This window comes from Exiguobacterium indicum HHS 31, assembly GCF_001939065.1.
Classification (GTDB): Bacteria; Bacillota; Bacilli; order Exiguobacteriales; family Exiguobacteriaceae; genus Exiguobacterium_A; species Exiguobacterium_A indicum.
Genome location: NZ_MPSZ01000001.1, coordinates 631,766 through 655,500 on the forward strand (window position 1 = coordinate 631,766; position 23,735 = coordinate 655,500).

At 44.2% G+C, this 23,735-nt stretch carries 37 protein-coding genes; 28 read left to right on the forward strand and 9 right to left on the reverse strand.

Annotation, left to right across the window (positions count from 1 at the left end; translation table 11 throughout):
• The first annotated feature begins 11 nt into the window (after nucleotides 1-11).
• Entirely contained in the window at nucleotides 12-488 is a 477-nt protein-coding gene (locus N179_RS03270) for a GNAT family N-acetyltransferase (RefSeq protein ID WP_075642193.1), read from the forward strand.
• Here N179_RS03270 and N179_RS03275 read toward each other — a convergent pair.
• Together N179_RS03275 and N179_RS03280 are read right to left on the reverse strand one after the other, a co-directional pair.
• Nucleotides 467-715: a hypothetical protein gene (locus N179_RS03275; protein ID WP_075642194.1), complete on the reverse strand. Its 249-nt coding sequence runs from the start codon at nucleotides 713-715 to the stop codon at nucleotides 467-469. The genes N179_RS03270 and N179_RS03275 overlap by 22 nt on opposite strands.
• A gap of 58 nt (nucleotides 716-773) precedes the next feature.
• Nucleotides 774-1,430, reverse strand: a complete 657-nt coding sequence (locus N179_RS03280; RefSeq protein WP_075642195.1) for a carbon-nitrogen hydrolase family protein — start codon at nucleotides 1,428-1,430, stop codon at nucleotides 774-776.
• 132 nt (nucleotides 1,431-1,562) lie between these two features.
• Here N179_RS03280 and N179_RS03285 point away from each other — a divergent pair, with 132 nt between their 5' ends.
• The 8 genes from N179_RS03285 to N179_RS03320 all read left to right on the forward strand — a co-directional run bounded on the left by N179_RS03285 (nucleotide 1,563) and on the right by N179_RS03320 (nucleotide 7,419).
• Nucleotides 1,563-2,249, forward strand: coding sequence for a VOC family protein (locus N179_RS03285; protein ID WP_075642196.1), 687 nt, complete (start codon nucleotides 1,563-1,565; stop codon nucleotides 2,247-2,249).
• A 30-nt stretch (nucleotides 2,250-2,279) separates the two neighbouring features.
• Nucleotides 2,280-2,690 (forward strand): hypothetical protein, encoded by a 411-nt coding sequence (locus N179_RS03290; protein ID WP_075642197.1) that lies wholly within the window; start codon nucleotides 2,280-2,282, stop codon nucleotides 2,688-2,690.
• Nucleotides 2,691-2,710: 20 nt separating this feature from the next.
• A complete protein-coding gene (locus N179_RS03295) occupies nucleotides 2,711-3,184 on the forward strand; it encodes an NUDIX hydrolase (RefSeq protein ID WP_075642198.1) in 474 nt (157 codons plus the stop codon).
• 111 nt (nucleotides 3,185-3,295) lie between these two features.
• Nucleotides 3,296-4,144 carry a Cof-type HAD-IIB family hydrolase gene (locus tag N179_RS03300; protein WP_075642199.1) on the forward strand — a complete coding sequence of 283 codons (849 nt, stop codon included), beginning with the start codon at nucleotides 3,296-3,298 and terminating at the stop codon, nucleotides 4,142-4,144.
• Complete coding sequence (locus tag N179_RS03305; RefSeq protein WP_055967520.1) at nucleotides 4,119-5,084, forward strand: LacI family DNA-binding transcriptional regulator; 966 nt, start codon at nucleotides 4,119-4,121, stop codon at nucleotides 5,082-5,084. The genes N179_RS03300 and N179_RS03305 overlap by 26 nt, the downstream gene beginning before the upstream one ends.
• A gap of 19 nt (nucleotides 5,085-5,103) precedes the next feature.
• A complete protein-coding gene (locus N179_RS03310) occupies nucleotides 5,104-5,883 on the forward strand; it encodes a phosphotransferase family protein (RefSeq protein WP_075642200.1) in 780 nt (259 codons plus the stop codon).
• A 59-nt stretch (nucleotides 5,884-5,942) separates the two neighbouring features.
• Entirely contained in the window at nucleotides 5,943-6,500 is a 558-nt protein-coding gene (locus N179_RS03315; protein ID WP_075642201.1) for an AAA family ATPase, read from the forward strand.
• A 118-nt stretch (nucleotides 6,501-6,618) separates the two neighbouring features.
• Complete coding sequence (locus N179_RS03320) at nucleotides 6,619-7,419, forward strand: ankyrin repeat domain-containing protein (RefSeq protein WP_075642202.1); 801 nt, start codon at nucleotides 6,619-6,621, stop codon at nucleotides 7,417-7,419.
• Nucleotides 7,420-7,482: 63 nt separating this feature from the next.
• Here N179_RS03320 and N179_RS16775 read toward each other — a convergent pair whose 3' ends face one another.
• Both N179_RS16775 and N179_RS16780 read right to left on the reverse strand, forming a co-directional pair.
• Nucleotides 7,483-7,872, reverse strand: a complete 390-nt coding sequence (locus N179_RS16775; protein WP_083639892.1) for a hypothetical protein — start codon at nucleotides 7,870-7,872, stop codon at nucleotides 7,483-7,485.
• Between the two features lie 76 nt (nucleotides 7,873-7,948).
• On the reverse strand, nucleotides 7,949-8,350 hold the full coding sequence (locus N179_RS16780) for a helix-turn-helix transcriptional regulator (protein ID WP_083639893.1): 402 nt from the start codon (nucleotides 8,348-8,350) through the stop codon (nucleotides 7,949-7,951).
• Between the two features lie 260 nt (nucleotides 8,351-8,610).
• Between N179_RS16780 and N179_RS03330 the strand changes: the two genes are divergently transcribed.
• Complete coding sequence (locus N179_RS03330; RefSeq protein WP_075642636.1) at nucleotides 8,611-9,282, forward strand: 5'-methylthioadenosine/S-adenosylhomocysteine nucleosidase family protein; 672 nt, start codon at nucleotides 8,611-8,613, stop codon at nucleotides 9,280-9,282.
• Nucleotides 9,283-9,328: 46 nt separating this feature from the next.
• Here N179_RS03330 and N179_RS03335 read toward each other — a convergent pair whose 3' ends face one another.
• The 3 genes from N179_RS03335 to N179_RS03345 all read right to left on the reverse strand — a co-directional run bounded on the left by N179_RS03335 (nucleotide 9,329) and on the right by N179_RS03345 (nucleotide 10,630).
• Nucleotides 9,329-9,550 carry a hypothetical protein gene (locus N179_RS03335; protein WP_075642203.1) on the reverse strand — a complete coding sequence of 74 codons (222 nt, stop codon included), beginning with the start codon at nucleotides 9,548-9,550 and terminating at the stop codon, nucleotides 9,329-9,331.
• 143 nt (nucleotides 9,551-9,693) lie between these two features.
• A complete protein-coding gene (locus N179_RS03340) occupies nucleotides 9,694-9,975 on the reverse strand; it encodes a hypothetical protein (protein WP_075642204.1) in 282 nt (93 codons plus the stop codon).
• Nucleotides 9,976-10,243: 268 nt separating this feature from the next.
• A complete protein-coding gene (locus N179_RS03345) occupies nucleotides 10,244-10,630 on the reverse strand; it encodes a hypothetical protein (RefSeq protein ID WP_075642205.1) in 387 nt (128 codons plus the stop codon).
• Between the two features lie 516 nt (nucleotides 10,631-11,146).
• Here N179_RS03345 and N179_RS03350 point away from each other — a divergent pair.
• The 13 genes from N179_RS03350 to N179_RS03405 all read left to right on the forward strand — a co-directional run bounded on the left by N179_RS03350 (nucleotide 11,147) and on the right by N179_RS03405 (nucleotide 19,739).
• Complete coding sequence (locus N179_RS03350; RefSeq protein WP_075642206.1) at nucleotides 11,147-11,686, forward strand: hypothetical protein; 540 nt, start codon at nucleotides 11,147-11,149, stop codon at nucleotides 11,684-11,686.
• A 31-nt stretch (nucleotides 11,687-11,717) separates the two neighbouring features.
• Complete coding sequence (locus N179_RS03355) at nucleotides 11,718-12,440, forward strand: DUF2750 domain-containing protein (protein ID WP_075642207.1); 723 nt, start codon at nucleotides 11,718-11,720, stop codon at nucleotides 12,438-12,440.
• Nucleotide 12,441: 1 nt separating this feature from the next.
• Nucleotides 12,442-13,026 (forward strand): hypothetical protein, encoded by a 585-nt coding sequence (locus tag N179_RS03360; protein WP_075642208.1) that lies wholly within the window; start codon nucleotides 12,442-12,444, stop codon nucleotides 13,024-13,026.
• Between the two features lie 45 nt (nucleotides 13,027-13,071).
• Nucleotides 13,072-13,650, forward strand: coding sequence for a hypothetical protein (locus tag N179_RS03365; protein ID WP_055967574.1), 579 nt, complete (start codon nucleotides 13,072-13,074; stop codon nucleotides 13,648-13,650).
• A gap of 113 nt (nucleotides 13,651-13,763) precedes the next feature.
• Nucleotides 13,764-14,351: a hypothetical protein gene (locus N179_RS03370; protein ID WP_158024749.1), complete on the forward strand. Its 588-nt coding sequence runs from the start codon at nucleotides 13,764-13,766 to the stop codon at nucleotides 14,349-14,351.
• Between the two features lie 62 nt (nucleotides 14,352-14,413).
• Nucleotides 14,414-15,586 carry an SMI1/KNR4 family protein gene (locus tag N179_RS03375; RefSeq protein WP_055967582.1) on the forward strand — a complete coding sequence of 391 codons (1,173 nt, stop codon included), beginning with the start codon at nucleotides 14,414-14,416 and terminating at the stop codon, nucleotides 15,584-15,586.
• A gap of 10 nt (nucleotides 15,587-15,596) precedes the next feature.
• Entirely contained in the window at nucleotides 15,597-16,076 is a 480-nt protein-coding gene (locus N179_RS03380) for a hypothetical protein (RefSeq protein ID WP_055967585.1), read from the forward strand.
• 15 nt (nucleotides 16,077-16,091) lie between these two features.
• Nucleotides 16,092-16,724 carry a hypothetical protein gene (locus N179_RS03385; protein ID WP_055967594.1) on the forward strand — a complete coding sequence of 211 codons (633 nt, stop codon included), beginning with the start codon at nucleotides 16,092-16,094 and terminating at the stop codon, nucleotides 16,722-16,724.
• A gap of 22 nt (nucleotides 16,725-16,746) precedes the next feature.
• Complete coding sequence (locus tag N179_RS03390) at nucleotides 16,747-17,229, forward strand: DUF2691 family protein (RefSeq protein WP_075642210.1); 483 nt, start codon at nucleotides 16,747-16,749, stop codon at nucleotides 17,227-17,229.
• Nucleotides 17,230-17,318: 89 nt separating this feature from the next.
• Entirely contained in the window at nucleotides 17,319-18,323 is a 1,005-nt protein-coding gene (locus tag N179_RS17105) for a DUF2716 domain-containing protein (protein WP_083639895.1), read from the forward strand.
• Between the two features lie 14 nt (nucleotides 18,324-18,337).
• Nucleotides 18,338-18,505 (forward strand): hypothetical protein, encoded by a 168-nt coding sequence (locus tag N179_RS17020; protein WP_167368361.1) that lies wholly within the window; start codon nucleotides 18,338-18,340, stop codon nucleotides 18,503-18,505.
• Complete coding sequence (locus N179_RS03400) at nucleotides 18,495-19,271, forward strand: hypothetical protein (RefSeq protein WP_244150199.1); 777 nt, start codon at nucleotides 18,495-18,497, stop codon at nucleotides 19,269-19,271. The genes N179_RS17020 and N179_RS03400 overlap by 11 nt, the downstream gene beginning before the upstream one ends.
• Nucleotides 19,272-19,304: 33 nt before the next feature.
• Nucleotides 19,305-19,739 carry a hypothetical protein gene (locus tag N179_RS03405; protein ID WP_075642211.1) on the forward strand — a complete coding sequence of 145 codons (435 nt, stop codon included), beginning with the start codon at nucleotides 19,305-19,307 and terminating at the stop codon, nucleotides 19,737-19,739.
• 37 nt (nucleotides 19,740-19,776) lie between these two features.
• Here N179_RS03405 and N179_RS03410 read toward each other — a convergent pair whose 3' ends face one another.
• Nucleotides 19,777-20,280, reverse strand: coding sequence for a DUF2199 domain-containing protein (locus tag N179_RS03410; protein ID WP_083639896.1), 504 nt, complete (start codon nucleotides 20,278-20,280; stop codon nucleotides 19,777-19,779).
• A 134-nt stretch (nucleotides 20,281-20,414) separates the two neighbouring features.
• Here N179_RS03410 and N179_RS03415 point away from each other — a divergent pair, with 134 nt between their 5' ends.
• The 5 genes from N179_RS03415 to N179_RS03435 all read left to right on the forward strand — a co-directional run bounded on the left by N179_RS03415 (nucleotide 20,415) and on the right by N179_RS03435 (nucleotide 23,212).
• Nucleotides 20,415-21,032: a hypothetical protein gene (locus tag N179_RS03415; protein WP_075642212.1), complete on the forward strand. Its 618-nt coding sequence runs from the start codon at nucleotides 20,415-20,417 to the stop codon at nucleotides 21,030-21,032.
• A 27-nt stretch (nucleotides 21,033-21,059) separates the two neighbouring features.
• Nucleotides 21,060-21,674: a hypothetical protein gene (locus N179_RS03420; protein ID WP_075642213.1), complete on the forward strand. Its 615-nt coding sequence runs from the start codon at nucleotides 21,060-21,062 to the stop codon at nucleotides 21,672-21,674.
• A 67-nt stretch (nucleotides 21,675-21,741) separates the two neighbouring features.
• Nucleotides 21,742-22,359: a hypothetical protein gene (locus N179_RS03425; protein WP_075642214.1), complete on the forward strand. Its 618-nt coding sequence runs from the start codon at nucleotides 21,742-21,744 to the stop codon at nucleotides 22,357-22,359.
• A gap of 32 nt (nucleotides 22,360-22,391) precedes the next feature.
• Complete coding sequence (locus N179_RS03430) at nucleotides 22,392-22,787, forward strand: hypothetical protein (protein WP_058265354.1); 396 nt, start codon at nucleotides 22,392-22,394, stop codon at nucleotides 22,785-22,787.
• Between the two features lie 44 nt (nucleotides 22,788-22,831).
• Nucleotides 22,832-23,212 carry a DUF5412 family protein gene (locus N179_RS03435; protein ID WP_075642215.1) on the forward strand — a complete coding sequence of 127 codons (381 nt, stop codon included), beginning with the start codon at nucleotides 22,832-22,834 and terminating at the stop codon, nucleotides 23,210-23,212.
• Between the two features lie 90 nt (nucleotides 23,213-23,302).
• Here N179_RS03435 and N179_RS03440 read toward each other — a convergent pair whose 3' ends face one another.
• Nucleotides 23,303-23,725: a hypothetical protein gene (locus tag N179_RS03440; protein ID WP_023468065.1), complete on the reverse strand. Its 423-nt coding sequence runs from the start codon at nucleotides 23,723-23,725 to the stop codon at nucleotides 23,303-23,305.
• Nucleotides 23,726-23,735 lie beyond the last annotated feature (10 nt).

A 23,735-nucleotide genomic window follows, 5' to 3' on the forward strand; every position in this document is an offset into this window, starting at 1 on the left:
GAAGAGGTTCAGTGTACATTCAATTAAAGGTAGCGTCTCTTACAGACGCTCCGAAGCTTCACACGCTTCAACTCGAGGCGTTTTCAGAGACGCTCGAGCGGTATCAGGATTTTGCAACGAATCCGGCGAACGAATCGATCGATCGTGTCATTCACCGGATCACGCATCCGAGCAGTACGTTTCATCAAATCATCGTCGACGATGTCGTCGTCGGCGGGATTTGTGTCGTTGCGAAAGCACCGAGTCGCTACGCGATCAGTCCGATGTTCTTAGATCCAGCCCGTCAAGGTGAAGGAATCGCCCAACGCGCATTACAGCTCGTTGAAGCAGCGTATCCGGCTGCAACGACATGGGAACTGCGGACGATTCGCGAAGAAACACGTAACTGTTACTTTTATGAGAAGATGGGTTACCGATTGACGGGTGTCAGTCAACCGCTCAACGAACGGGCGACACTCGTTTCTTATCAAAAATCGGTTTCGGAATGAGCGGGTTTTGTCGGAAGGAAGAACCACCACAGATTCGTCAAAAGAGCGGCAAGGACGGCAAAATTAAACAGATAAAGACAAAAGAAGACGAACTCACCGATGTCCTCAAGGTTAGCTAACGGATTATCGACCAGGTACGATTCGTGACTGACGCCGAAGAGGAACAAAGGAAAGAAGACATAGAAGTATCGTTTCCAAAAGAATGACGCACGACCTGTTTGAGACATATGAGCACCTCCTGAAGGAATGGCACGCTTCTTCTGACCGGAAGAAGCGTGTGTTCGTTTACGATAAGGATGGTGTACCGACGACTTCGACGTGGCGCGTGACCGTATCAAACAGACGTGTCCGCGTATCGTTATGAGACAACAGCAACGGTTCACCGGTCTCGTCATAGATGAAGGCAATCGGAATCGAAAAACCACAGTTGCGGTACGAACCATCGGCATGACTCGTTCCGATCATGAGCGCTTGTTGCGCCTGACTGATGATACGCGCTTCACCGGACCACTCGACATACTGTTCTTCACTGAACATACCGACGCCGATCGGGTTGAAGATGAGATCAAGTCCGGATTCCTCGCGTAGTCCGTCTTTTCCTAAGAAGATTTCGCGACAGAGGACGTATCCATAGCGGAACGACCCGTCGTTTGCTGTTGAAGGTGTATAAAGCGGTCCAGCTTCTGGTGTTTTGGCGCGATCAAGCAGAATCGTCCCGGTCGCATCGATGATGACAGCGCGATCGAGATTCGCTTCATCTTTGTAACCGAGGACGATGGCTGTTTCGAACTGTTTAGCAAGATGTTGCACGCGTTCGAGTTCCGTGACCGTACAATAGCCTTCCGGATAGACAATCAGATCGACTTCAGGATAAGCGGCGATTTCACGTTCAAATTGCTCGAGTCCGGTCTCGCGTTTTGGTTGAGCGATTAATAATTTCATCAAAACATCCTCTCAGGTATAAATATATCTGAAAAATCAGACTTTCCATTCGTCATGATTTTACCATTAGTGGTAAAATAAAGCATATCTCTTTTTGATAAATTTTACTGCAAATGAAGGAAGGTCATCAGCTTGAACATTTCAAAAACCACTCTTGTGACACGCCATCTACAGGCAATGAAGGATTTTTACATAAACCAGATCGGATTCCCGCTCGTCTCGGAAACAAACGACTCGTTTACGATGCAAATCGGTACCGATCAACTGACATATCGACAGACGGACGATGTTGAGACGCAATACCATATGGCGTTCAACATTCCGGAAAACGTATTCCAACAAGGAAAAGCGTGGCTCGTAGAACGGACACCACTCTTGATCGAAGATGGACAGGACGAGATTTATTTTGACTTCACGGATTCACATTCCTGTTACTTTTATGACCCGGATGAGAACGTCTTGGAGCTGATTGCGCGGCATCAAATCAATCCCTCTAAAGCGGAACTGACGTTTGATGTATCGGACATCCTCGGGATTGGTGAGATGAGTCTGACAGTGAAAGATGTGCTTGAAGTCGGTGAGCAGCTAGCGGAGATCGGTGTTCTTGAGCGACGTGAACGTCCGCTCAATGGCGCGTCAATCAACTTCCTCGGACCGGTCGCAGATGGAACGCATATCTTGATCGTCCCAGAAGGTCGGACATGGTTGTTCTCATCGAAGACGGCGAAGATCAGTCCGATCGAGATGGAACTCGACGGCAGACATCGGGTCCGGCTTGATGCAGCGGGTATATGGCATCAAAGTACCGTGTCTTCATAATTCATTATTCTAAAAAGTGAGGGAAGTAAGATGAACAAAGCGGTGAATGCGAGTATCGTGTTCGGATTATTGTTGTTCGTATGTGGTTTCTTTTTTCTGTTTGGCTATTTGGCCCGGTCGATGCCGATTCAGCAAGGCGGTGACCCGGTCATCTTACCGGTCGCAGCACTCCTCGTTCTCCTACCATTCGTGATCCGTGAAGGCATGCGTGTTTTAACGTATGTCTCGCTGACACGTCGACAGGTCGGCGTACTCATCTCACTTGCAATCAGTGGAATCATACTAAGTAGTTGGATTGAGGTGCAGCAGAATCTTGCCGTAATCGATTTCCGTTCCCTCTTTACGATTCATACGTACGTACTGTTCGTTTCGGGCATCATCTTGTTGTGTCTCCTATTGACGGGACTCAAACGGATGCGCGTCCGAACGAAAGTGATTTAAATGGAAAAGGACTGAATGACATGGGATACATCACAGAATTACGCAAACTCGTCGGCACACGACCGCTCGTCATGACAGGGGCGTGTGTCATCGTCGTCAACGATAAACAAGAAGTCTTATTACAACTTCGGCAAGATAACGGTTGCTGGGGACTCGCTGGTGGAGCGCTTGAGATTGGGGAGACGCTCGTAGAGACAGCAAAACGAGAATTAAGGGAAGAGACCGGTCTTGAAGCGGAGCAGCTCGAATTATTGAACGTCTATTCGGGTGATGCGTTTTACTATAAGTATCCGCACGGGGATGAAGTCTATAATGTGATCTCGGCATTTCTGTGTACGGCGTATACCGGTGAAGTAGTTCGGGATCCGTCAGAAGTCGCGGAATTACGCTTTTTCGCTATCGATCAGCTACCAGAAAACCTCAATCCACCGGAACGACCGATCTTGATGGAGTATGTTCAAAAACAACGGACAGCGCATCACGTCTCCATTTGAAGCAAAGGGTAAAACAAAAATCTTGAATGAACTGTTCATTCAAGATTTTTTGTTGCACTGGGACGCGTTTCAGCCTGTAGCATCAAGAGGACACGAAAAGGAGGACACGCGATGCGATGCTTTGCGATTGATTTAGATGGAACGTTATTGAATAAGGAACACAGAATTTCGATGGGAAATCAGGCAGCCATCAAGAGACGGCAGGATAAAGGAGATATCGTCATCATCGTCACCGGGCGAGCTGCCTTTGATGCACGACGGATTCTAGCGCAACACGGACTGGATTGTCCGGTCATTGGTGCGAACGGGGCAGAGGTCGAGGTGGGACAAGGTAGACGGTGTTTTTTGAACCGTTCCAGCAGTCGAACGATTTGGGAGATCGTACGATCTACAAACGTATTCATACATATTTATCTACAAGACAACATCTTGTTACCGCAATTTTCGCTTGCTGCTCTTCAAGGCGGAGATCGTGCGTTTCAAGAAGCGATTCAGGCTCAATTAACGCAATACGGTGTTGAGGAAGTTGACGAAATCGCAATCGATCAACTGGACGTCATCAAATTCATGTTCGTCTCACCTGACAGATGGCAGCTCGAACACCTCGAGCAACAACTCCATCAGCTGAAGATCTGTTCCGTGACACGTTCAGGTGCCTATAACTTAGAAGTCATGGCAAACGGCGTGACAAAAGGGACTGCCCTTCAAGACATCGCGAGAGCGTACGGGATGACAGCCGAGGACATCATTGCGATCGGTGATAATCAAAACGATCTACCGATGTTCGAAGTGGCGGGAACATCGATTGCCATGGGAAACGCTGAAGCATCTGTCAAAAGCAGAGCGACATACCTCACCAGTGATCATGACGAGGACGGTGTAGCGAAGGCATTAAACGGCTTAGAACGATGGGAACAAACGAAGGAGGAACAGTATGGCGAACATCTCGGATATCGCTAAACAAGCGGGTGTCTCGAAGTCGACGGTATCCCGTGTCTTAAACGGTCATAAGCATGTCTCAAAAGAAAAGCGGCGGATCATCTTAGACGTGATGGAGCGACTGGAGTATAGTCCGAACGGAAATGCGATCAACCTCTCACGCGGTAAGACGAATACGATTGGTGTCCTCGTGCCGCGTGTGGGTCATCCGTTTTTTCATCAATTACTCGAGGGGATTGGTCAGGTGTGCATGGAACGAAACCACACACTCCTTGTCATCCAGACGGAACACGATCCAGCAAAAGAAGAAGCGAGTATGCAATACCTTCGCGATAAGCGGATTGACGGATTGATCATTGGCGCCATCAGTCAGCCGCAGTTACTTGAAACGATGCGGACGGTTGGACCAGTCGTTGCCTGCGAAGACCATCAGGATATCGTGCCGTCGCTCTTTTTTAATCATGGAAAAGCGATCACAATGTTGCTGCAACATGTAGAAGAACGAGGAGCAAAAACAGTCGGTCTCTGTCTTGGAAATCCAGATAGCGGAGTCGGAAGAGTCAGACGGGAGGCGTTCGACCAATATCTCAAGACGTCTACGCTCTGCCATGGAATTCAATGGTACGCGGATCGGTGCTATTCTTTCGAAGACGGACAAGCACTAGCAGGTCAACTTCTAACGATAGACTTGCCAGACGCCATCATCGTCGGCAATGACGAAGTCGCAGCGGGTCTTATCGATCAATTTCGCAAGGATGGCATTCGGGTGCCAGAGGATATCGCCATTACGGGATTTGATGATGTACCAATTGCCAGAGCGCTTGAAATAACAACGATCCGACAACCGGTTGTAATGCTTGGCAGACTGGCAGCAGAACAATTATTGAGTGACGCGCTGAATCAGAGTGAAAGCGCTAGTTCTTTACTGGAACCTTCTTTGATGATTCGACAAACGACATAAGAGACTGGGGGTTATACAGATGAATAAGGAAAAAACCGGTGCTACCGCTACCGTGATGACGATCTCTGACGAACGAGTCCGTAAGTACTTTCAAGCATCGATTGAAAAACAACGGATCACTCAGGAATTTCGCATGCTCGAAGAACTTGAGCGGACGGCCATCCCGACACCAAACGTATATGCCGTTGAATTAGAAGATTCGCCTTTCATTGAGATGCAGCGGGTCGACGGCAGCGAATTGTTAGAGTTGTTCGAACCGGAGCGAATAACAGATTTTCTTAACGCCTTCGCGACATTACATCAACGGATTCATCAGCAACAATCGCGTGTAGCTCCTGAATGGTACGATGTCACCGAGCACAAAATACGTCATCTATCACTAGAGTTACGCTTGAAGGCGGAACGATTACTCCAAACACTTTACGTTCCGCAACAGCAAGGATTGCTCCACGGGGACTTCCATTTCCAGAACATCCTCGTGACAGCAGATGAAACGTTCGTCGTCATCGATTGGCATGATGCGACGACAGGTCCACCGATCGCGGATGTCGCGCGGACGTTGCTCTTGCTGTGGACAGCAGGTGAAACAACAGTATCGGACGAGGTGCGACGATACGTCTGTCGCGAATATCTTGACCGTTATCAAGCTGTTTCGTCAATCCAGCTATCGAATCTTTCAGACTGGTTACGACTCATGGCCATTCTTAGGACGCTTGAGCAAATCCCGAGTGCAGAACAAAGGCAGTTAAAGGAATTGATCAGTCATCCAGACCTAGGCGCTTATTTTTTTAATACTTAAAGTATATACAAGTAGGAGGAACACCATTCATAAGAACCATCCTCTCGATCCAAGGCGGCATGGCATCAGGGAAGACGACATTAGCGCGAGCGCTTGAAGACGCTTACCCGGAGTTGCATGTCTATTATGAAAATCCATATCCGATCGTTCAAAAACGAAAAGAGCTCGGATTAGACATCCATACCGAAGACGGATTCGTTGAGAATCAGCGCCTGTTCATTCAAGCGGAAATCGAACGATTTCGCCACTTTCCAGATGGACACATCATATTAGATCGTGGTCCGGAGGATCTTGAATTCTACACGCTTCATTATCCGCGGATACATGGGCATGACTGGGATATGGAATCTCGTTTAAAGACGGAACTTGAAGCATTAAGAGAATGTCGATCCGACCAGATTATTTATTTACAGGCATTAGACCATCTCTTACGAGAGCGGCGCGACGCTGATCAAGAAAGAACTCGTCAATCTTTTGAACAGCATCAACCGCTTTGGACGCTCGAAGAGAAATGGTATGAACAATTTTCGGTCTATTCGATTGATACGACAGCAAAAACGTCGGAACAAGTCCGACAAGCAGCGATGCAGTTACTTGCGTTTGGAAAATTCATATAAAAAAATTTGTTCACTAGGTAAAATCATCTTGGCGCTGCTCAAGATGGTTTTTTCGCTTTCCTGAAGCCGGTTGTTGTAAAATGAACTAAAGACAGAGTTGATAAAGGGGCGAACCGAAATGGGGAAGCGATCCATTCAAGATGCAGCCTTTCTAGGGAAGAAGAAGCAGGTCATGCGCTGTATCGAACGAGGGGATGATCTGAATGAGTGGGATGAAGAAGGATTCGCGGCACTACACTGGGCAATCCAGGAAGGACACATCGCGATCGTCGCATTGTTGCTCGACCACGGAGCAGACATCAATCTACCCAATCAAGATGGAATGACGCCGCTACACATCGCATTGTATGACCGGAAATCTGAGATTGCTTTGTTATTAATGAAGCGCGGCGCATATTTAGATTTAACAGGTGATGGATTTACAGCACTACATCTAATATCAGGTCGGTCTGGCAATAAAAAAATCCTGCGTCAATTGGCTCAGGATATGGAATTATTACACGAACGAACTGAAGAGGGTGAGGGAATGACGCCTCTACACATTGCCGCTCAGGCAGGGAAAGCAAAAAAAGTCACCTTATTGCTTGAAGCGGGAGCGGAAATCGAGGCAGAGGGTCCAGAGGGCATCACACCACTGTATGTAGCAGTTGAAAATAATCATCCGAAAGCCGTTAAGGCGTTACTCAAAGCAGGAGCAGATCATGAGATGAGTCCATCAGAGGACGGGGAGACGGTATTGACGCTAGCTAGCGCGAAGGGATACGAACGTATCGTCCGCATATTACTTTCTTATGGAGCAAATCCGCTTCACCGCGACGCTGCAGGGAGTTCCGCACGCGATCTAGCTCTTGCGAACGAGCATCATCAAATTGCGGAGATTTTACGACAAAAAGAGATCGATGCAAAGGATAGAGAATGATGAATAATCCAACATCGAAGAACTGTAAAGGGTTCTTCTGTGTTGGATTTTTTCATCTTAGTATTAAACCGTCATGTCGAAAGACAAATTCGTCGGATGTAACGGAAGAAGCTCCTGATGTAATTGATTTGTAGACGGAATAGATGTCTGAACTTCATGACAGGTGAATGAATCTGCCCAAACGGTTCCGCTTCCTTCAAGTAATACACCGAAGTGAAGCGATGCGGCTTCAAAGGGAACGTCAAGAACACAGGCACAATACGTCCAATCCTGGTCACCAGTTAATCCACGATTCGTCATGTTATCAAACTGTACCGGATCACCGTGGACGTCATCGACACGAAACCAGATGGCTGCCCTTTCGACTGCTTCCGTTCGCAGAAAACCTGCGACCATGATTCGCTTCTCCCGATAAGCAGTTGCTTGTATGCTTTGCATCATCGTACCGAACATGCCTGCTTCTTCCGTGTCAGACGTAAAACTGATTTTTCCAGAGCTACGTCCTTGATGGACGATCTCTGAATCGGTCTTAAGCGTGTAAGATCGGCATACTACCGCTTAAGAACCAACCTTCTACATGCTGTTCTTCCATTTGAATCATCTCCTTATTCGTCATTAGTTCCATCAGCTTTACATATTTTCGTGGAGGAAAATTATATAACCCTTTGAACGCGCGCGTATAGGCTTCTTGAGATTGGTACCCACACATCAATGTAACTTCGAGTAAGTCGACGCCGTCTCTTAAAAGAGTGGCGCTGACCGACAAACGACGTAAACGGACATATTCTCCGAGCGTCTGACCGATTTGTCGTTTGAAGAGTCGTCCGAAATGAAACGTAGAGTAATGATGGCGCTCTGCGAGTTGTTCAAGTAAGGACTCATCGAATAGATGGTCTTCGATATCTTTTAGAATGACATCAATGGTAGTCATTGATTTGCTCCGAGCGTTCCGTAGACGAAGTGTACATCAGGCTATGCAATATTTCGGCTACGATGGAAGTCAATAAATCTAGAATCATCGGCAGGACTCCTTTTCTGTTTGTTTACATCCTTATTATAGGCATAAGTGAAAAATGTTTTTTGATAATAATTGCTATCTTCTGGGAAAAAACAGTTCAAAACAAAATGAACTATCGTAAAATTAAAAAATAATATGTTCCTAAACATGGAGATTGGAAGGTGAAGGATGAAATGATTGGAATCAGTATCGCAACCAAATGGGAGTTCGACGCAACACTAGCGTATTTTCGTGTCTCGCCCGAAGAAAGAATTGCCTATCCATATGGTGAATACTTCACGCGTGAGATGAATGGGAAGACACTTCTGTTTTACAGCACGGGTGTTCGAAAAGTAAACGGTATCGGTGCGAATCAATATATGATCCTCCGCTTTCCATTGACGAAGGTCATCGTTGCTGGAACGTGTGCCGGGATTGATCCCAAGTACGACGTACTTGATATCATCGTTCCAGATCGTGCCGTTCAATATGATTGCACGGTTAAAGAGATTGAACCACTGATCAAACCCTCGTTCGTCGTCAATCTCGATGTATCGAAGTATGGCAACGACTTTTATCTCGGAACGATCGGAACGGCAGATCGGGCTGTCGTCATGTGGCGAGACTATATCGAACTGCGGGATAACGGATTGACGATTGCCGATACGGAAGCGGGGGCAATCGCGTACATCTGTCAGAAAAACGGAATCGAATGTATCATCATTAAAGGGATCTCCGATTTTCCGACCGAAGAGAAGGAAGAAAATGCTGTTGAGGCAAACGTTGAACAGATGCGGATTTACATCGCGAATACGCCGAAAGTCATGACAAAAATTTTTTCCGATTATATGGCACGATTCATCTAAAAAAACGCAGATTATCTGTTCGATGACGAACGAATAATCTGCGTTTTCACATGTAATGCTTTCGTTTGTACAGCTTATGTTCGATCCAAGTCCAAATACGAGTTACTAAATAGAGATCAGCCATCGCACCGATCGTCATTGTGATCAACATGAGGATGCCACTCGTATCAAAAGTAAGTAAGGGTTCGAAATGCGTAAAGATGACAACTAACACAAATGGGATCGTGATACCGATCCAGATGGAAGAAAATAAGAGTCCCTTCCACATCCGATTGATCCCTTCTTACAATGATTTGTTTAAGTATATTAAATAATGAGTAGATAAAATGGAGATATAGAATAGAAAATGGAATGGATTGATGGGATTCGGAACAAAACGACGTTCATAAATCCGGACGTACGGTTAATCGACTATTTTTTTCCGCCACCTAATCCAATAAAGGTAATAAACAAACCAACTGTGAGAGCGATAGCAAGTACGATGTTTTGATATAGACCAACTGGAAAAAAATCAACGATGAAGAGTAGTAAAAATAGTGATGCAACAATTAGTCGTGCATCTCGCACGGAAGAATCTAACGTCCGCCATTTGATGAAAAGTAAGATGTACGCTAAAGGTGCAAATAAGTAAGAAATAATAAAGAAGGGGATTCTTCTTAGATAATAAGGTGATTTTTCTTCCTTATCTTCCATTTTTATCACTCCAAAAACGTATTTTTTTGACTTAACTATAGAATAGATCAATTAAAAGTCATGCAACGGAACGCTGCAGACTACTTACATCGGTTTCTAACGTAACCTTTCATCGGCGCACTTCTTTTCCATATTTTCTAATCTTCTTGTGACAGTATAGTTCGATGACATCGTATTTTTGAAAAAGGGTCGATGATTCTCTTCTTTGAGGAGAGTCATCGACTCTTTTTGATATAAACAAGTAAAAATTGGGCTAGTCTGATGAAAGTTACTTGATTCCAATGTTCTCAAGGTATTTTTTTTCAGAGTCATCGATTTTACGGCTGATTTGTTTCGTGTATGTCTTCCGCGCGTAAGTTGATCCGTCTTTCTGATAAATAGCTCTTTCTCCTCTAGCTGATTGATCGTAATAGATTTCAATGAGGTCTTGATCCTCATAAACGATGACGCCCGTTTCACCGGTGTTTCGCTTTAGTTGTCGATCAACCTGTTGCTTCTTCAAGTACTGATTTTCAGATTTGAAGACTTGATTGATAGCTACATCATATTTCTGTTTTGCTTTCTCGCTCGTCGTATTACCGTCTTGATCGTAATCACTACATCCTGCTAGGAAGACGATCGAAAAAAGGAGGAAAGCTGAACGTTTCATTTTCAAGTGCGAACACCTCCGAAGTACACGTTTTTATACTACCGATAGTGTACATCAAGGAAATACTTCATACGTAGCATACTTGAGAAATAGGGAAGTGCCTTAGGACAGGTACATTATATTTCAACACCTAAGCGCCGCTTCTTAAAACGATATACTATGTAAATCTTCGATGAGAATCTCATCCTTGAATCTCGAATAATGACTGATCACTGTGTCCATTCGATTCCACCCATAAAGAAAGAATAAGTACCGTATAGAGCGTAATAACGCTGACATAAAAGATCTTAAATTTTGAATTGTAATCAAAATAGAATATATCAACTGTATTTGATTTAAATTAATAGCGATTACGCTGATAAGAATTAATTAGAAAGAAGAGGAGTTTAATGATAAATAAAAATTCCCATAAATGGTTATGACTTTTATAATGAAGTAGAGAAATTGATTTTTTAAGAAAACAGCTATTTAGGAGAAATTATAAATTTCATTGACTTATTACATAAAGGATTGTGTGACAATATGCAACTCATCAAACCAATGAACGGTCAGAATCATTTTTGGCTGTTTGAAAAGGATGGACGGACACTCTACACGTTTCACGGTATCATGGGAGAGAGGTTGACAGAACCAATGAGCGAGCAAAAGTTCTCGCGCTTTTTTAATCTGGATGCCTACATTCGAGAGCTCGTAGCGGAGAAAGAAAAGGACGGATACTCCGTCGTTCAAGAAGCGAATTACCATGAAGTTGTCGTCGAGATCTTTTGTCAGGATACAGAGTATGATGTCATCTTTGAGCATCGTTCGAGCATTGAAGAAGACCTCAATGAATTTCTTTTTGAAATCGGCAATGGGTATTTTTTTGAAGATGAGTATGGTCCAGAAGCGATCGAATTCGTCCTTCATATCTTGGAGCCGTCTTATATCGTTGAACCCGTCATTGATTATTTTAAAAAGCAGTATGGCGTGACGCGGCTTCGGATGGGACAGGCAAAAGTTCATTATGGCAGACGATTGACCGGACTTTATCCCGCAGGAAAGAACTTTAACCGAAAAAATTAAAGACAAAAATGTATAAGAAGGAGTCACATAGATGACAGTTCAAATCGGTTTACCAGGCGTTACTGAAGAGAGATTACAAGAGGTAGAAGCAGAACTTGGCTTTAAGCTTCCGAAAGAACTACGAAATAGGTACAAGCACGAAAATAAATTCAGCATCGGCGAATGGGAGTTTCATCCGATCAAGGACGAGCAGTATATCAAGCGGACATGGGACGACCTTGTTCGTGTTAATACGACGGATGCGGAGGACTACCCATCCGGTTTCTTACGAATCGCACGTGACGGAACAGATGACGAACTCGGATATCAGCTTCCGGACACAGAGACAATCGTCTTATGGGATCATGAGGAACAAGAATTATTTTCGGTAGCACCAACGTTGAAGATATTCATTGAAAAGGAGCAACAAGTGGATCGCAGTGCAGAACAAGCAGAACTCTTCGTACAAACGGTCATCGAGACAGGCGCCGTCTATGGTCTATCAAAATTTGAACAGTCGGGTTGGACCTATTGTCCTTCGAATCAAGAGGAATCGGATGTATTGTTATTCTTTTCGTCGAAATCAGCGGCGAAAGCGCTACAGACGAAGGAATGGGCGGACTATCACTTGATTCGCTTGGATTTGGATCTATTCATGGATGGCTGGTTACCGAACATGATTGACGATGGATTGTATTGTGGCTTGAACTGGGGACCAGAGCTCGTCGGACTTGAGCTAGATCCAGAAGATGTCCTAGCAGATCTGGAGGGTTAACATGATTCGGACGCTTCGTAAACAAGTCGATGGAATGACGTCTGTCTGGCTCATCTATCGCGATGGACGAAAATTGTATACGTATCACGGTGTCATGAACGAGATTCATCAGGACGATATGAAACAAGCGATGGAAGAGCGCTACTTGTTCCGATATCAAGCGAAACGTCGGATGGATACGTGGATTTCGGAAAAACAGGCAGAAGGATACATATTCGAGGACGTATTCGGACTGACACCGAACCGCAAGAAAAGACAGACGTTCAAGCGTCGAATGATAGGACTCGCGTCTCTGCTGATTAGTGTCGGTTTGTTTCTGGTAGTGATGCCTTTTCTCGTCTCTCCAATTATCATCGCAGTGCTTGCGCTACTTCAAATGGGAATGGTCGTTTTCAGTAAAGACTATTTACCGGGCTGGCTACGCAAGGTTTGCTTCATCAGTTGCTGTGTCATGAACGTTGAATACCAAGAGGGGTTATACGCTGGTTTCGCGATTGGAACGGGTACACTCCTGTTGTTTTATGTCCAAAACAGATACAATCAAACGGATTTTCTAGCGGAACAGCCGAACCATGCTTCTATTTAAAAACTGCTACAGAAGACCAATTCAATTGATAAGGATGATAATTAAATGATTGTCACGCTCAGTAAACAAGTGGATGGCATCATCTATTTCTGGGTCATGTACCGGGATGGTCGAACAATCCAGATGTATCATGGTGTCACCGAACAATGGAAACTCGATCAGGATGTCAGAGATTCTATTGAAGAACGATATACATTTCGGCGTCAAGCTAAACGACGACTGAAGGAATTGATTGCTAAGAAACAGGCTGAAGGATACAGGCAGGATGATATTTATGGGATACAACCCGGACGGAAAGAGCGTGAGAAATTTCGCCGCCGGACGTCGTGGCTCGCTTATCTTCTTCTGGGTCTCGGTCTGTTCCAGTTCGTGACACCGTTCACTATATTACCGTTTGTTGTATTAGGTATCGGTATCACTCTGATGTTCTTAGCGTTTCTTAGTAAAGATCAGTTTCCGATGTGGCTACGTGTCATCTGTTTCGTCGATTATTTCTTAATGCATGTCAGTTTTCGGCAAGAGCAGTATATCCCGCATCTATTTCCGGTTCTGTCGATTGGAACGGGTTTACTCCTCTGGTTTCATCTTCGAAAAACGAGACAACAAATGAAAGTGGAGCAATGACATTTTATAAGGAGATGAAAGATGTCGCTTCTAGATAAGTTACTACAAGAACCTGCCGTTTCTGAGGTACCACGTTTACATAGTGCTCTTCTTGCGAAAGAACGAGACGAGGCTTGCGCAAAGCGTGGTTGTTACATATGGAGGGGTTCATTGAAGAAGCGGATACATGGTACTTCGAACGACAGCGGACGTTTGTGAGTTGGTTATTGACTACCTGTGAAGGAGAGGCAGACGCTTCGGTCATCTTGATTCATCCACTAAAAGAACGCTTCCTAAAACCAATCTTGAATCAATGGATGAAAGAGTTGCCGGATGACGTCCGACCGTATCGCTGGTATGGTCTTTTCTTTGATGAAGATGACCGTTTCATCTACTTACAAGAGGCGATTACACGTGGAGGAAGACGGGAGCAGTTAGCGATCGAGACGATGATTGATCATCACTTGTATGGACTTTGGTATTCTTTCCACCATCTCGATGATGATTTGTATTTAGGAGAAATAGAAGAGGACGCAGCAACCTTATCAGTGGCTTGGTTACTAATCGAGCAACTCGAAGATGCGGTTTTCAAATCGGAATATATTAACGAATGGCAGAAGATGAATCAAACCTTAACGGATTGGACTCGTTTCCGGCAAGAGCAAACCACCGGATTCATGGAGTGGCGCATGCAACAAGAATCAAGGGTTGAGTTTGATTAATCCAATGGCATTACCAAGTTAGAAATGTCCTCTCCGTTATATTTAAGAAAGAGGTATTTAACATGAAAAAACTAGGCACGTTTACAAGTCACAAAGGGAATCTGATTGTCTCGGATCCGGCTTTCCTTGAGCCGGATGTAGAATACAACGTGACAATTCCAGTTGAACAAGGTTCGATTTGGACGGTCTTCTATGACGAAGATGAGTTCGAATCAATCAATTTGCTTTACCTAACAGTGAACGAAAAAACGGAGATAGCTCCATCCGATTTCGAACCGCTATCCGATCTAGTCGTCGTCGATTCAGCGCAACTCGTCGTCATGAACACAGCGGATTACGGGAGACGGGAAGCCATCGACTGGGAGATTCGAAATACGCTAGAGTTCGACGAAGAAATCGATCCGTTCTATATCGCAATCTCAGATGAAATGATGGAAGATGAAATCTTCCTGTTTCCGTTCGGTGTCGCCGTTCAGTTAATGGGGGACGGACACTATGAAGTCCTTGTCCGACGGGAAAACGGTGACATGACAGGGATTGCGATCGTCCTCGGAGAACATGAGGCTTTTGAAGAAAACGATGACGAGAAAGAAATATCGCTGGAAGACGTTGAAGTTCCACGACTGAATCATCAGAACACTGCTTTACCAGACGATGTCTTTCTTACAAATATCCTTCAGGCGATGCGACTATTTTATGTGAACGATCAAAAATCCTTGAAATACAGCATTCCAATCGAAGGTGAGAAGGTTGAGTACAAGCTGTATTTGTATGATTATTCATCCTCCATCCAAAACTATCAAGTGTCCGTGGAGAGTCCTTGTCCAGAAGCCCGCCTCCAAGCATTCGAGACCAATCATTTTGCGATTCCGAAGTGGTATAAAGAGATTTTGAGAGTCTGTAACGGTGTGCGTTTTTCCGAAGAGTTGAACTTAAACGGTATTCCGTTGACGAGCTGGAACGGGTTATCGCATGAGATCCAGGGCAATCTCTCGGACAGTCTCGATGAATACGCGTTAACCGAGTTCGATGCAATCCGTGACAAGTATTTCTTTTTTGGCTCGTCGTTTAGACAGGACGAATACTATGCAGTATTGAAAGAGCGTCCAGACGAAGCTGTCTATTGCTTCGACTATAGAACGTTAAAACTTAAACCTAAGGCAACGACTTTCCAAGATATCGTCCGTGATGCGTGGCGCGCGTGTAATCTAAAAGCACTCCATAAAAGAATGTGAGGATGATCTCATGAAAATAATCTATTCTCGTGAAGACTTACTCGCACTCGAAGATTCCTTTGAATATGAGGTGGGATTGCCAGTCCGCATCAGAGAACTTCCGGATTCCGTTATCGAAGAGGAGCTACCGGATAGCCGCGAACATTTGGATCGTCTTCTAAAAGATGATTATACATTGGTCATTCAAAAACCGCGAATTCCGAATCCTCCTGTATTCGCGGGGTTACACGTGATATCGGAGAACACGGTCATGAAATTATATGTCTACGAGGCGAATCATTGTGAAGATGCGTTATGGGATGTCCTATCCGAAAATGAATACAATCGGCACTGGGCATATTTTTTACTGAAGAAAATCGAAGGTGTCAGATTCGAATGGCCTTATACGAATGAAGCTCAAAGTTCGCTGAAACTGTCTAATCTCAAAACAAATGAACTCGTACATCTACGATTTGAAACCAATCAAAGCGTAACGTGTCAATGGGAATGAAAAAGGAGATACTTCATGAAAACGTATCTTGAAGAGCATAGCGATGCGACACGCATCTTTCCATGGCTTGCGGATGCGAGTTCATCAATTCGCTGTCTATGTGTGGTCGGTGAGATGCTTTTGTTTCCAGAAGATATCGTCCAGTTCAAACAAATCAGTAGTGAGATGTTCCGTGATGAGCTAGCGAAAAAGCATGCGCTAAGCACGTATCGCTTTTATGTAGTAGTGTGTGTCAGAAATGAGTTTCAGTCCAAAAGAATCTTTGATTACTACAAGCTGTGGCGTCTACTCGAACGAGAAGAGATGCTCGAGGGCTTCACCTCTCGAATAGAAGTACTGGTCCAAGTGGGGAAAGAACCGTACTACGTTGGGATTGCTGAATTTGGTATCGAACAGCTCTCGACAGCTATCGAGATGATTAGTGATTCTCCAGCTATGTATACCATTATTTGTGCGAATCATGATCGACCGTCACACTGTCAGGAGTTACTTGATCAGGTGCTCGAGATTGGCTTAACAGAAAGTGGAAACTTACCAGTTGTCGAGATGGTCACGACACTAACCGCACAAGGTTATGCCGTTTGCACATGGGGAAGTTCGAGTGAAGAACAGGAACTACAGTGTTTTTATACGGCAGCTTTCTTATAACAATGTAGAAAGAAGGAATTCGATGAGTCTGCGTGGCGTATCGTTTGAAATTCCGAATGAACCGGGACGTGTCTTGCTCGACATATTAAGTGCGATTGAAATGAAGGCGTATGATTGGTTTCTTCGTAACTTTGATTTTCCGATCCAAACCATGGGTGGGGAGTTGTATGACAGTTTAGAAGAGTTTTCAATCGATCGGATAGCGACAGGACATGAACTAGCGAAATGGCTAAGGGGACCAAGCAATTACTTGATCTTTGCTGAATTGTTTGCATTTCAAAGTGGTCAGACTGAAGAAGTAGGAATAACGTATGAGTGGTTTCAGAAAAGCAATTGTCACATCGCGATTTTGGTGTATGACTGCACGTACGTCGATATCTATTGTAAGGAGCAGCACGTATCCGAAGCATTTTATGAGAACGCCGTGAGACGTGGATATACCGGAATCGAATGGGTGACAGATGATAATGATCCTCGGACTCGTTTGTCGGTATGGTCAGAATAAGACACTGTTCAGACGAACAGATGTAAAAGCTAAACGTTCAAGATAAGAGACATGAACTACGAACTGTTGATGGAGGAGCGAAACTACTCATGATCCAACTGACAAAACAAAACGGCTCGGATACGCTCTACCAAACAATCTATACAGAGGGACGCCTCATCGTTCAACATCAAGGAATCGTTGGAGCGTGGGTGAAAGCAGAAAACGTAAAGCAAATGCGTGTCTCGCGCTTCAAACGATTAGGTGTACAGATTTTGCAGCTGATCGAGAAGTTTGAACGTCAAGGCTATCGCGAGCTGAACGAGACAGATTACCGGGAATTAATCGTCCAGTTTTCTTATGAAAAGGATCAGGAAGAAACAGCGCTCGAGCGACGTTACATGATGGAAGAAGTAATCAATGATGGTTTGCTTCATACGGGGAACGGCTACTGCGAAGGGGGAGATATCGGTAGCGGTACGACGAATATCTTTTACCATGTCCTTGATGTCGAGGCAGCCATTGCACTAATTTTTGAAGAGACGAAAGCACGCGATGTACAAGACGAACCAAAAATTGCAGTACAAGAAGGAGCAGCGTACACCGTTCTATATCCTCAAGGAGCGACGTTCGATTTGATTGGTGAAGGTAAACCATGGAGCTGGATTCCGATGACGCAAGCGGAGGACGAGAAGATATGGCACGTCATTGATCAACAATTTCAATTCGCACCCAGTACGACAGTTTTCCCCTCATACCATGCCCCGAGTCCGTTCATTACATACGAAGTGGATTATGAAAAAAGCGAAGAAATCGAGCAAACGTTAAAGCGTATTCTGATCGAGCTAAGTGTTGAAGGAGAACGCGTCATGGCGCTCGATTGGAATCATCAAGGGTATTGGATCGACCCAAGACATCCGTTTCTTCGCAATGAAGAAGGAGACTGGATGATTCCAGCAGTTCCAGATGGCGATTACTCCTTTTTCATCGCTCGTGATTTTCGCTGGGGATATCTCGGTCACCCGTGGGAGGGTAGCATCACGTTGTTTGGAGAAGACATGATCTCTGCGTTTCAAAGAACGGAGAGTTTTTCGAATGAAATCCGAAGAGGATAAAAGGAGGACCGGAAGTGAGAACACCATACGACGAGTATCACGGAACCGCATTATGGCAGGTCATCTCGGAGACAATCAATGAATTAGTCGACAATGATGATCTTGAAGAACGGACGACGCATGAACATATCGTGGGCTATCTTTGTAGCAAACTAGAAGGTCGGATGAAAGATGAAAAATAAGAATAGGATGCTACTTGACCGAAACGACTGGATCGATGTGTTCCGGGAACTGCTACCACGCGACGATTGGCAAGACCTCGTCCGTCTTCAAGTAAGTCAGCATTCGTATCCGGTTGAAGTAAAGTTTCTGAAACGACCACTCAAGCAGAATCCGAACATCGGTGATTTTTCGGATTGGACGGTCCGATCTCACATGATTATGACCGACGACTCACAGCTTGAAAGATTTCTCGAACACCTTGTCATCGAACAGCAGGAAATGGCGACTGAAGCAGAAGTGACGCTCATTATCCAAAAACAAGGACAAGGAATCGTCCGAGTCACGAACGATTGTGTCTCGATGTATGGAGTCGCGTATGAGGAGCTTGATGACGTTGGAACAGAGTATGAGAACTTTTTCGATGCAGTTTTATCGAATGCCTCGTTTCCAGTCGAGGTCGTCTTTTGTGGTCGGGATGTTTTAGAAAATGACGATTCGATTCACGTGTTGACGTTGCACGACTCCAATTGGCAAGCGGTATTTGAAGAATGTTTATTGCATTTGCTGAATCGAAAAGAATTCACGCCAGTATTTTTTTCGAGAGATGCACGTCCCGCACGGCAAACGCTTGAAGACTTCATGTCTGAATTCTCGTTATTGATGCCCTATAACTTCATCGTGACCCGCGATGCAACAAATCGATTTGGCATGCTCGATCACTTTTGTACGAATGGAAAGATCGCGCATTTTGGAAAGGTGAACGATGGAGAGACGTCTTTCAAGTAACGATGGAAACATCATACATTAGGAGGAAGCATAATGAGCTTAGCGTCATATATTTGTATGGAGAGACAAATTCCTGAGCAGTATCTCAATTTATATGAGGAAGATGAGACCGTTCCCTTATATATCGGTCCCTGTTTTGCGGATGAAGACTGTCTGTATGAAGTAAAAACGAAGCATTTTCACAAATGGTATGTATATGAAATTTCGAGTAACTGGGGCATCGAGATCGTTGAACCTTTTGATTCCGAAATTGCACTGGAATCGAAAGAAAAGCTACGTTATCTGTTTACGTTCATGAATGACTTCTTAGACGAGGGTGAATCGTTCGAATTGTATACCTGTTGGATTGGGGAAGAATCCGATCCGCAAGTGAAAAGTATGACGTTATCATTGGCACTTGATCAGTTAGAAGACATTGAGATTCCTGAAAGAACGCATATTTTGATCACGAAACAGAGTAAAAACTAAAAAGCCGCTGATCCACAGCGGCTTCAGTTTATTTGGTTCACTCTTGTGCATAGACGATGTCTGCGATGGCATGGACCTGAGCAAGCGTCATTTCGGAATAGAATTCGATCGACAAAGGATGATCCGTCGGCTCGAGTTCAAAGAAAGGGAGTTGACCGGTTCCTTCATCATGAACCATCACTTTTAAGTTGACGGTATCCGGGTAAGCGGGTAGATCGCTTGAAAACCAGCCGAACATCGGCTCCTCGATGCGAGGACGTTTCTTCTCGATGAAGCGAGCGAAGTTTTCGGGGCTCAGGCTAACCCATGTAATCCACCAGAAGGGTTCGTCTTGTCCAGCAATCGGGAGTTCAAGAATGCCCTTCAAGAAATAATGCGGACCGTTCAGTTCTAAGACACACCACGTATCATGCATCTCGCTTTTCGTTTCTTGCTCTTTCTCAGACATTTGTTCGTAGTAGACCGGTCCGAGTGTTTCATATTCAGTCGGGAGTTCATCGTGTCTCTCGCCACAGATGGCGCAAGGCATAAGTTTTTTCACTGGAATCACCTCTAAGTTGGGTTATGTATGTCTCGTTGTCGAACGTTAGAAGAGAGCATACTTGTAGTGTAACACCCGTTAGTAGAGAATCCTGATGAAGACCGTGACAATCCAGAGAAAGTGAGGGGATTAACGTGCACATTTACATCGAAGAACAGCAAAATCATGCGAAGACGATTAAAGAATATCATCTGACAGTGAAAGGACAAGACCGAATCACATCCATTTTTTCTTTCGAGTATTATGACGATGATTCAAAAGAAGATGAAGTCATCTCTTACGAAATAGTGTTAACCCAGTTATTCTCGCGGTTAAATCGTTTTCCAATCTATCTCTCTTTTGGATTCCATGAACTGACTGATTTAGAAAAAGAAGATTTGCTGTCTACGGCTAAGCACAAACAATTACTGTATACAGAGACCTCAATCACTAAGCGTGAAAGATATATGACCGTCGAAGTGAATCAACCGACTGACTTATTGCAAATACTAGCGAAGACCATTTCATTGGCTTGGAACAACGGTTACTATTTGATTGCTTTCACTGATGTATTGAAGTTTGAAACGAGGAGAGTAAGACGCTGGTTGATCAAAAAAGAGAGAGCAGTGCCAGTAATCGATATGACGAAACCGACGACATTTTTTAAAACCGGCTTTGATTTCGAGAATGTCCTGATCTTTTCGAATGAAACAGATTTCGATGCGTTAGAAAAAATAGAAGCACTGTTTCCAGAAGATGAAATCGAGCGGTAATAAAGTGATTGAGAGAGGAGTGGAATCGTGTTAGATGTCTATTTTGAGAAGCATGTGGATCACGCACAAGTGTTCAAAGACAGATACTTGTACGTTGATCGACCAGAACGTATCGACTTCATCTATTCGATGGGGTGTCTACCGGATATGGAAACTAAAAGCGACTATCAAGGCGATTCAAATCGAGTCTTGAAACAATTTTTGACGCGTCTCAATCGGTTCCCGATTTTCGTCACGTTCGGTGGAAGTTTTACGGACGAGGAGGTCGAGCCGTACTTTCAAAAGCATAATCTATCGTATACAAAGGTTCGACCAAACAAGAACCTATACTATCACGTTCAAGTGCATGACGCGACCGAACTTGAGTTGTTGCTAGATGAGACCTATTGGTATGGGGCTGTGAACGAAGACTTCTTTATATCGTTTACGAATCTCTTGACGTTTGAGCGGAGAATAATTAAGGGATGGTTTTTCAAAAAAGAACGTATCGTTCCCGTCATTCATGTGACGAAAAAGATGTCGTTCATCACGATGGAACATGATTTCATGGGCTATTATCTGTTTTCGAATGAACCCTGTTTTAATACCGAGGACAAGGTGAAAGCCATCTTTCCTGACGACGGTACCATTGAATTCTATTGATGAAACCAGCAACTCGATTTAGTTGGATGATGTAGATGGATCAAGCAGAATACGCGGAGGGATTTCCATGTTATACATCGATCTCGAAAAACATACGAATCATGCAAAAGTGATCAAAGACCGTTATCTCGATATTGATCAACCAGGTGTTATTAAGTCGATTTATTCGATGGGATGTCTTCCGAATGACGAGAAACGAGACTATCAACATGACTCCAATGAAGTACTGAAGCATTTTTTGACGCGTCTGAATCGCTTTCCGCTATTCGTCACGTTCGGTGGTGGTTTTACCAATGAAGAAGTGGAACCGTTTTTTCAGAAGGAAAACCTATGCTATACAAAGATTCAACCAGATAAGTGCAGTCCTTTTTATAGCGTTCAAGTGAACGATGCGAGCGAACTTGAGCGTCTGCTGGATGAAACGTATTGGTATGCGGCAGTAAACGATTTTTATTTCCTATCCTTTACGAATCTCCTGACGTTTGAGCGGAAAATGGTCAAAGGATGGTTTTTCAAAAAAGAACGTATCGTTCCAGTCATTCGTGCGACGAAAGAGATGTCGTTCATCACAATGGAGCATGATTTCATGGGCTATTATCTGTTTTCGAATGAAGCTTGTTTTGATAGTGAAGACAAGGTAAAAGCGTTTCTTCCAAAAGGAGAAGGCATCGACTACTATGATTGACATTCATAGGAACGATATAAAGGAGGACGATCATGTTTGGGATCAGTATGAGTCTAAAAGAAGTGCCAGAAAACGAAAAAGAGATTCTCCCATTTCCGGGTCACATCCAACGCTTTTTAAGAGAAGAATTCGCAAGTACCTCCAATCGCTGTGACCTCTTGATTGATCTCGATCCTTACGGCGATAAGTTGTTTAGAGTGAGAGAAGTGAACGAGTTGATTGGAATTTGCGAGCTGCTTATTCAACGCTATTGCACACCGAAGGAAGCGTGGATGATGAATCAAGCGAATCATTATGCGAGTGAGCCGTGGATGATACATCAATCAGATAAACGAATCATGGAACTACATCAATTTTTAGAATTGTTGAAGCGGATGTGCATCGCGTCGGTCTATCAAAATACGTTGATTTGCTTTTGGGGCGACTAAACGATTGAATGTTGAAGAATATATAAAAATTGGAGTTTTGAAAAGTGAGAAAAAAGCTGAAGATAACGGGAATTATAGCAGGTGTAAGTCTTTCGATATATGTCGTGTGGACGATCTACCGACTATTTTTCTTGGTTGATATCAATGTTGTACCAAAAGAAGAGTATATCTCAAAAAGTAGCTCGCCCGATCAGGCGCACACGATTCGCTTTTACCGCGCGAATGGTGGCGCGACGGTGGATTATGCGATGCTCGGCATTATGGAGAACAAGGACGGAGAAAAGCGCAGAATGTACTGGGAGTATCCTTGTCGCGAAATAAAAGAAATGAAGTGGACGAAGGATACGGTGACGATCAATGGCACTAAGATCAAGATATGGAGTCAAGTGTATGACTTCAGAGAGGGCATATACGAAGCAAATTAAGAGGAACATGAGGATGATGGTATGGATTCAGCAAATCTTGGCGTGCGATCATGACGTAGTTGTCAGAAACCAAGCATGCAAGGATGATGATTACCGATTGCTTGGTTTCTTCAACAAATAGCGAGGTGGTGGACCGAAAGATTGCTCCGCTTCGAAATACGCCAATTCGCCTGGAATACAAGAAATGATCGAGGCGAATCCAAAGCCGATGGCGTGTTCGAGTGCCTCACGGAGAGGTAACGTTTTCCCGCTAATCAGCTCGTTTTCTGATAGACAATAGCACGTATCCGGTGCACCATATTGTTTCAACAAATCATACGTATCGTCTGGCCATGAATTAGGTGGTTTGATTTCAATCAAATAATCATTCTTCAGCATGCTTAAATACCGGTGATCTAACCGCTGAAGCGCCATATCTCGTTTTTTTGGCGTGAACAATTCATGTAGAACGCGCTCTTGAACGCGCTTGACAAAAAATGATTGGACGAGCACTCTTTCTTGTTCTTTATCCATGTTTTCATTT

Coding starts and splice junctions, on each gene's coding strand:
- N179_RS03440 (WP_023468065.1), bottom strand. CDS start 23,725: ATGGATAAAGAACAAGAAAGAGTGCTCGTCCAATCATTTTTTGTCAAG.
- N179_RS03335 (WP_075642203.1), bottom strand. CDS start 9,550: ATGTGGAAGGGACTCTTATTTTCTTCCATCTGGATCGGTATCACGATC.
- N179_RS03340 (WP_075642204.1), bottom strand. CDS start 9,975: ATGGAAGATAAGGAAGAAAAATCACCTTATTATCTAAGAAGAATCCCC.
- N179_RS03295 (WP_075642198.1), top strand. CDS start 2,711: ATGGGATACATCACAGAATTACGCAAACTCGTCGGCACACGACCGCTC.
- N179_RS03310 (WP_075642200.1), top strand. CDS start 5,104: ATGAATAAGGAAAAAACCGGTGCTACCGCTACCGTGATGACGATCTCT.
- N179_RS03375 (WP_055967582.1), top strand. CDS start 14,414: ATGAAAAAACTAGGCACGTTTACAAGTCACAAAGGGAATCTGATTGTC.
- N179_RS03390 (WP_075642210.1), top strand. CDS start 16,747: ATGAGTCTGCGTGGCGTATCGTTTGAAATTCCGAATGAACCGGGACGT.
- N179_RS03275 (WP_075642194.1), bottom strand. CDS start 715: ATGTCTCAAACAGGTCGTGCGTCATTCTTTTGGAAACGATACTTCTAT.
- N179_RS03305 (WP_055967520.1), top strand. CDS start 4,119: ATGGCGAACATCTCGGATATCGCTAAACAAGCGGGTGTCTCGAAGTCG.
- N179_RS03425 (WP_075642214.1), top strand. CDS start 21,742: ATGTTATACATCGATCTCGAAAAACATACGAATCATGCAAAAGTGATC.
- N179_RS03385 (WP_055967594.1), top strand. CDS start 16,092: ATGAAAACGTATCTTGAAGAGCATAGCGATGCGACACGCATCTTTCCA.
- N179_RS03300 (WP_075642199.1), top strand. CDS start 3,296: ATGCGATGCTTTGCGATTGATTTAGATGGAACGTTATTGAATAAGGAA.
- N179_RS03350 (WP_075642206.1), top strand. CDS start 11,147: ATGCAACTCATCAAACCAATGAACGGTCAGAATCATTTTTGGCTGTTT.
- N179_RS03320 (WP_075642202.1), top strand. CDS start 6,619: ATGGGGAAGCGATCCATTCAAGATGCAGCCTTTCTAGGGAAGAAGAAG.
- N179_RS03315 (WP_075642201.1), top strand. CDS start 5,943: ATGGCATCAGGGAAGACGACATTAGCGCGAGCGCTTGAAGACGCTTAC.
- N179_RS03330 (WP_075642636.1), top strand. CDS start 8,611: ATGATTGGAATCAGTATCGCAACCAAATGGGAGTTCGACGCAACACTA.
- N179_RS16775 (WP_083639892.1), bottom strand. CDS start 7,872: ATGTTCGGTACGATGATGCAAAGCATACAAGCAACTGCTTATCGGGAG.
- N179_RS16780 (WP_083639893.1), bottom strand. CDS start 8,350: ATGACTACCATTGATGTCATTCTAAAAGATATCGAAGACCATCTATTC.
- N179_RS03360 (WP_075642208.1), top strand. CDS start 12,442: ATGATTCGGACGCTTCGTAAACAAGTCGATGGAATGACGTCTGTCTGG.
- N179_RS03430 (WP_058265354.1), top strand. CDS start 22,392: ATGTTTGGGATCAGTATGAGTCTAAAAGAAGTGCCAGAAAACGAAAAA.
- N179_RS03365 (WP_055967574.1), top strand. CDS start 13,072: ATGATTGTCACGCTCAGTAAACAAGTGGATGGCATCATCTATTTCTGG.
- N179_RS03400 (WP_244150199.1), top strand. CDS start 18,495: ATGAAAAATAAGAATAGGATGCTACTTGACCGAAACGACTGGATCGAT.
- N179_RS17105 (WP_083639895.1), top strand. CDS start 17,319: ATGATCCAACTGACAAAACAAAACGGCTCGGATACGCTCTACCAAACA.
- N179_RS03290 (WP_075642197.1), top strand. CDS start 2,280: ATGAACAAAGCGGTGAATGCGAGTATCGTGTTCGGATTATTGTTGTTC.
- N179_RS03405 (WP_075642211.1), top strand. CDS start 19,305: ATGAGCTTAGCGTCATATATTTGTATGGAGAGACAAATTCCTGAGCAG.
- N179_RS03280 (WP_075642195.1), bottom strand. CDS start 1,430: ATGAAATTATTAATCGCTCAACCAAAACGCGAGACCGGACTCGAGCAA.
- N179_RS03380 (WP_055967585.1), top strand. CDS start 15,597: ATGAAAATAATCTATTCTCGTGAAGACTTACTCGCACTCGAAGATTCC.
- N179_RS03355 (WP_075642207.1), top strand. CDS start 11,718: ATGACAGTTCAAATCGGTTTACCAGGCGTTACTGAAGAGAGATTACAA.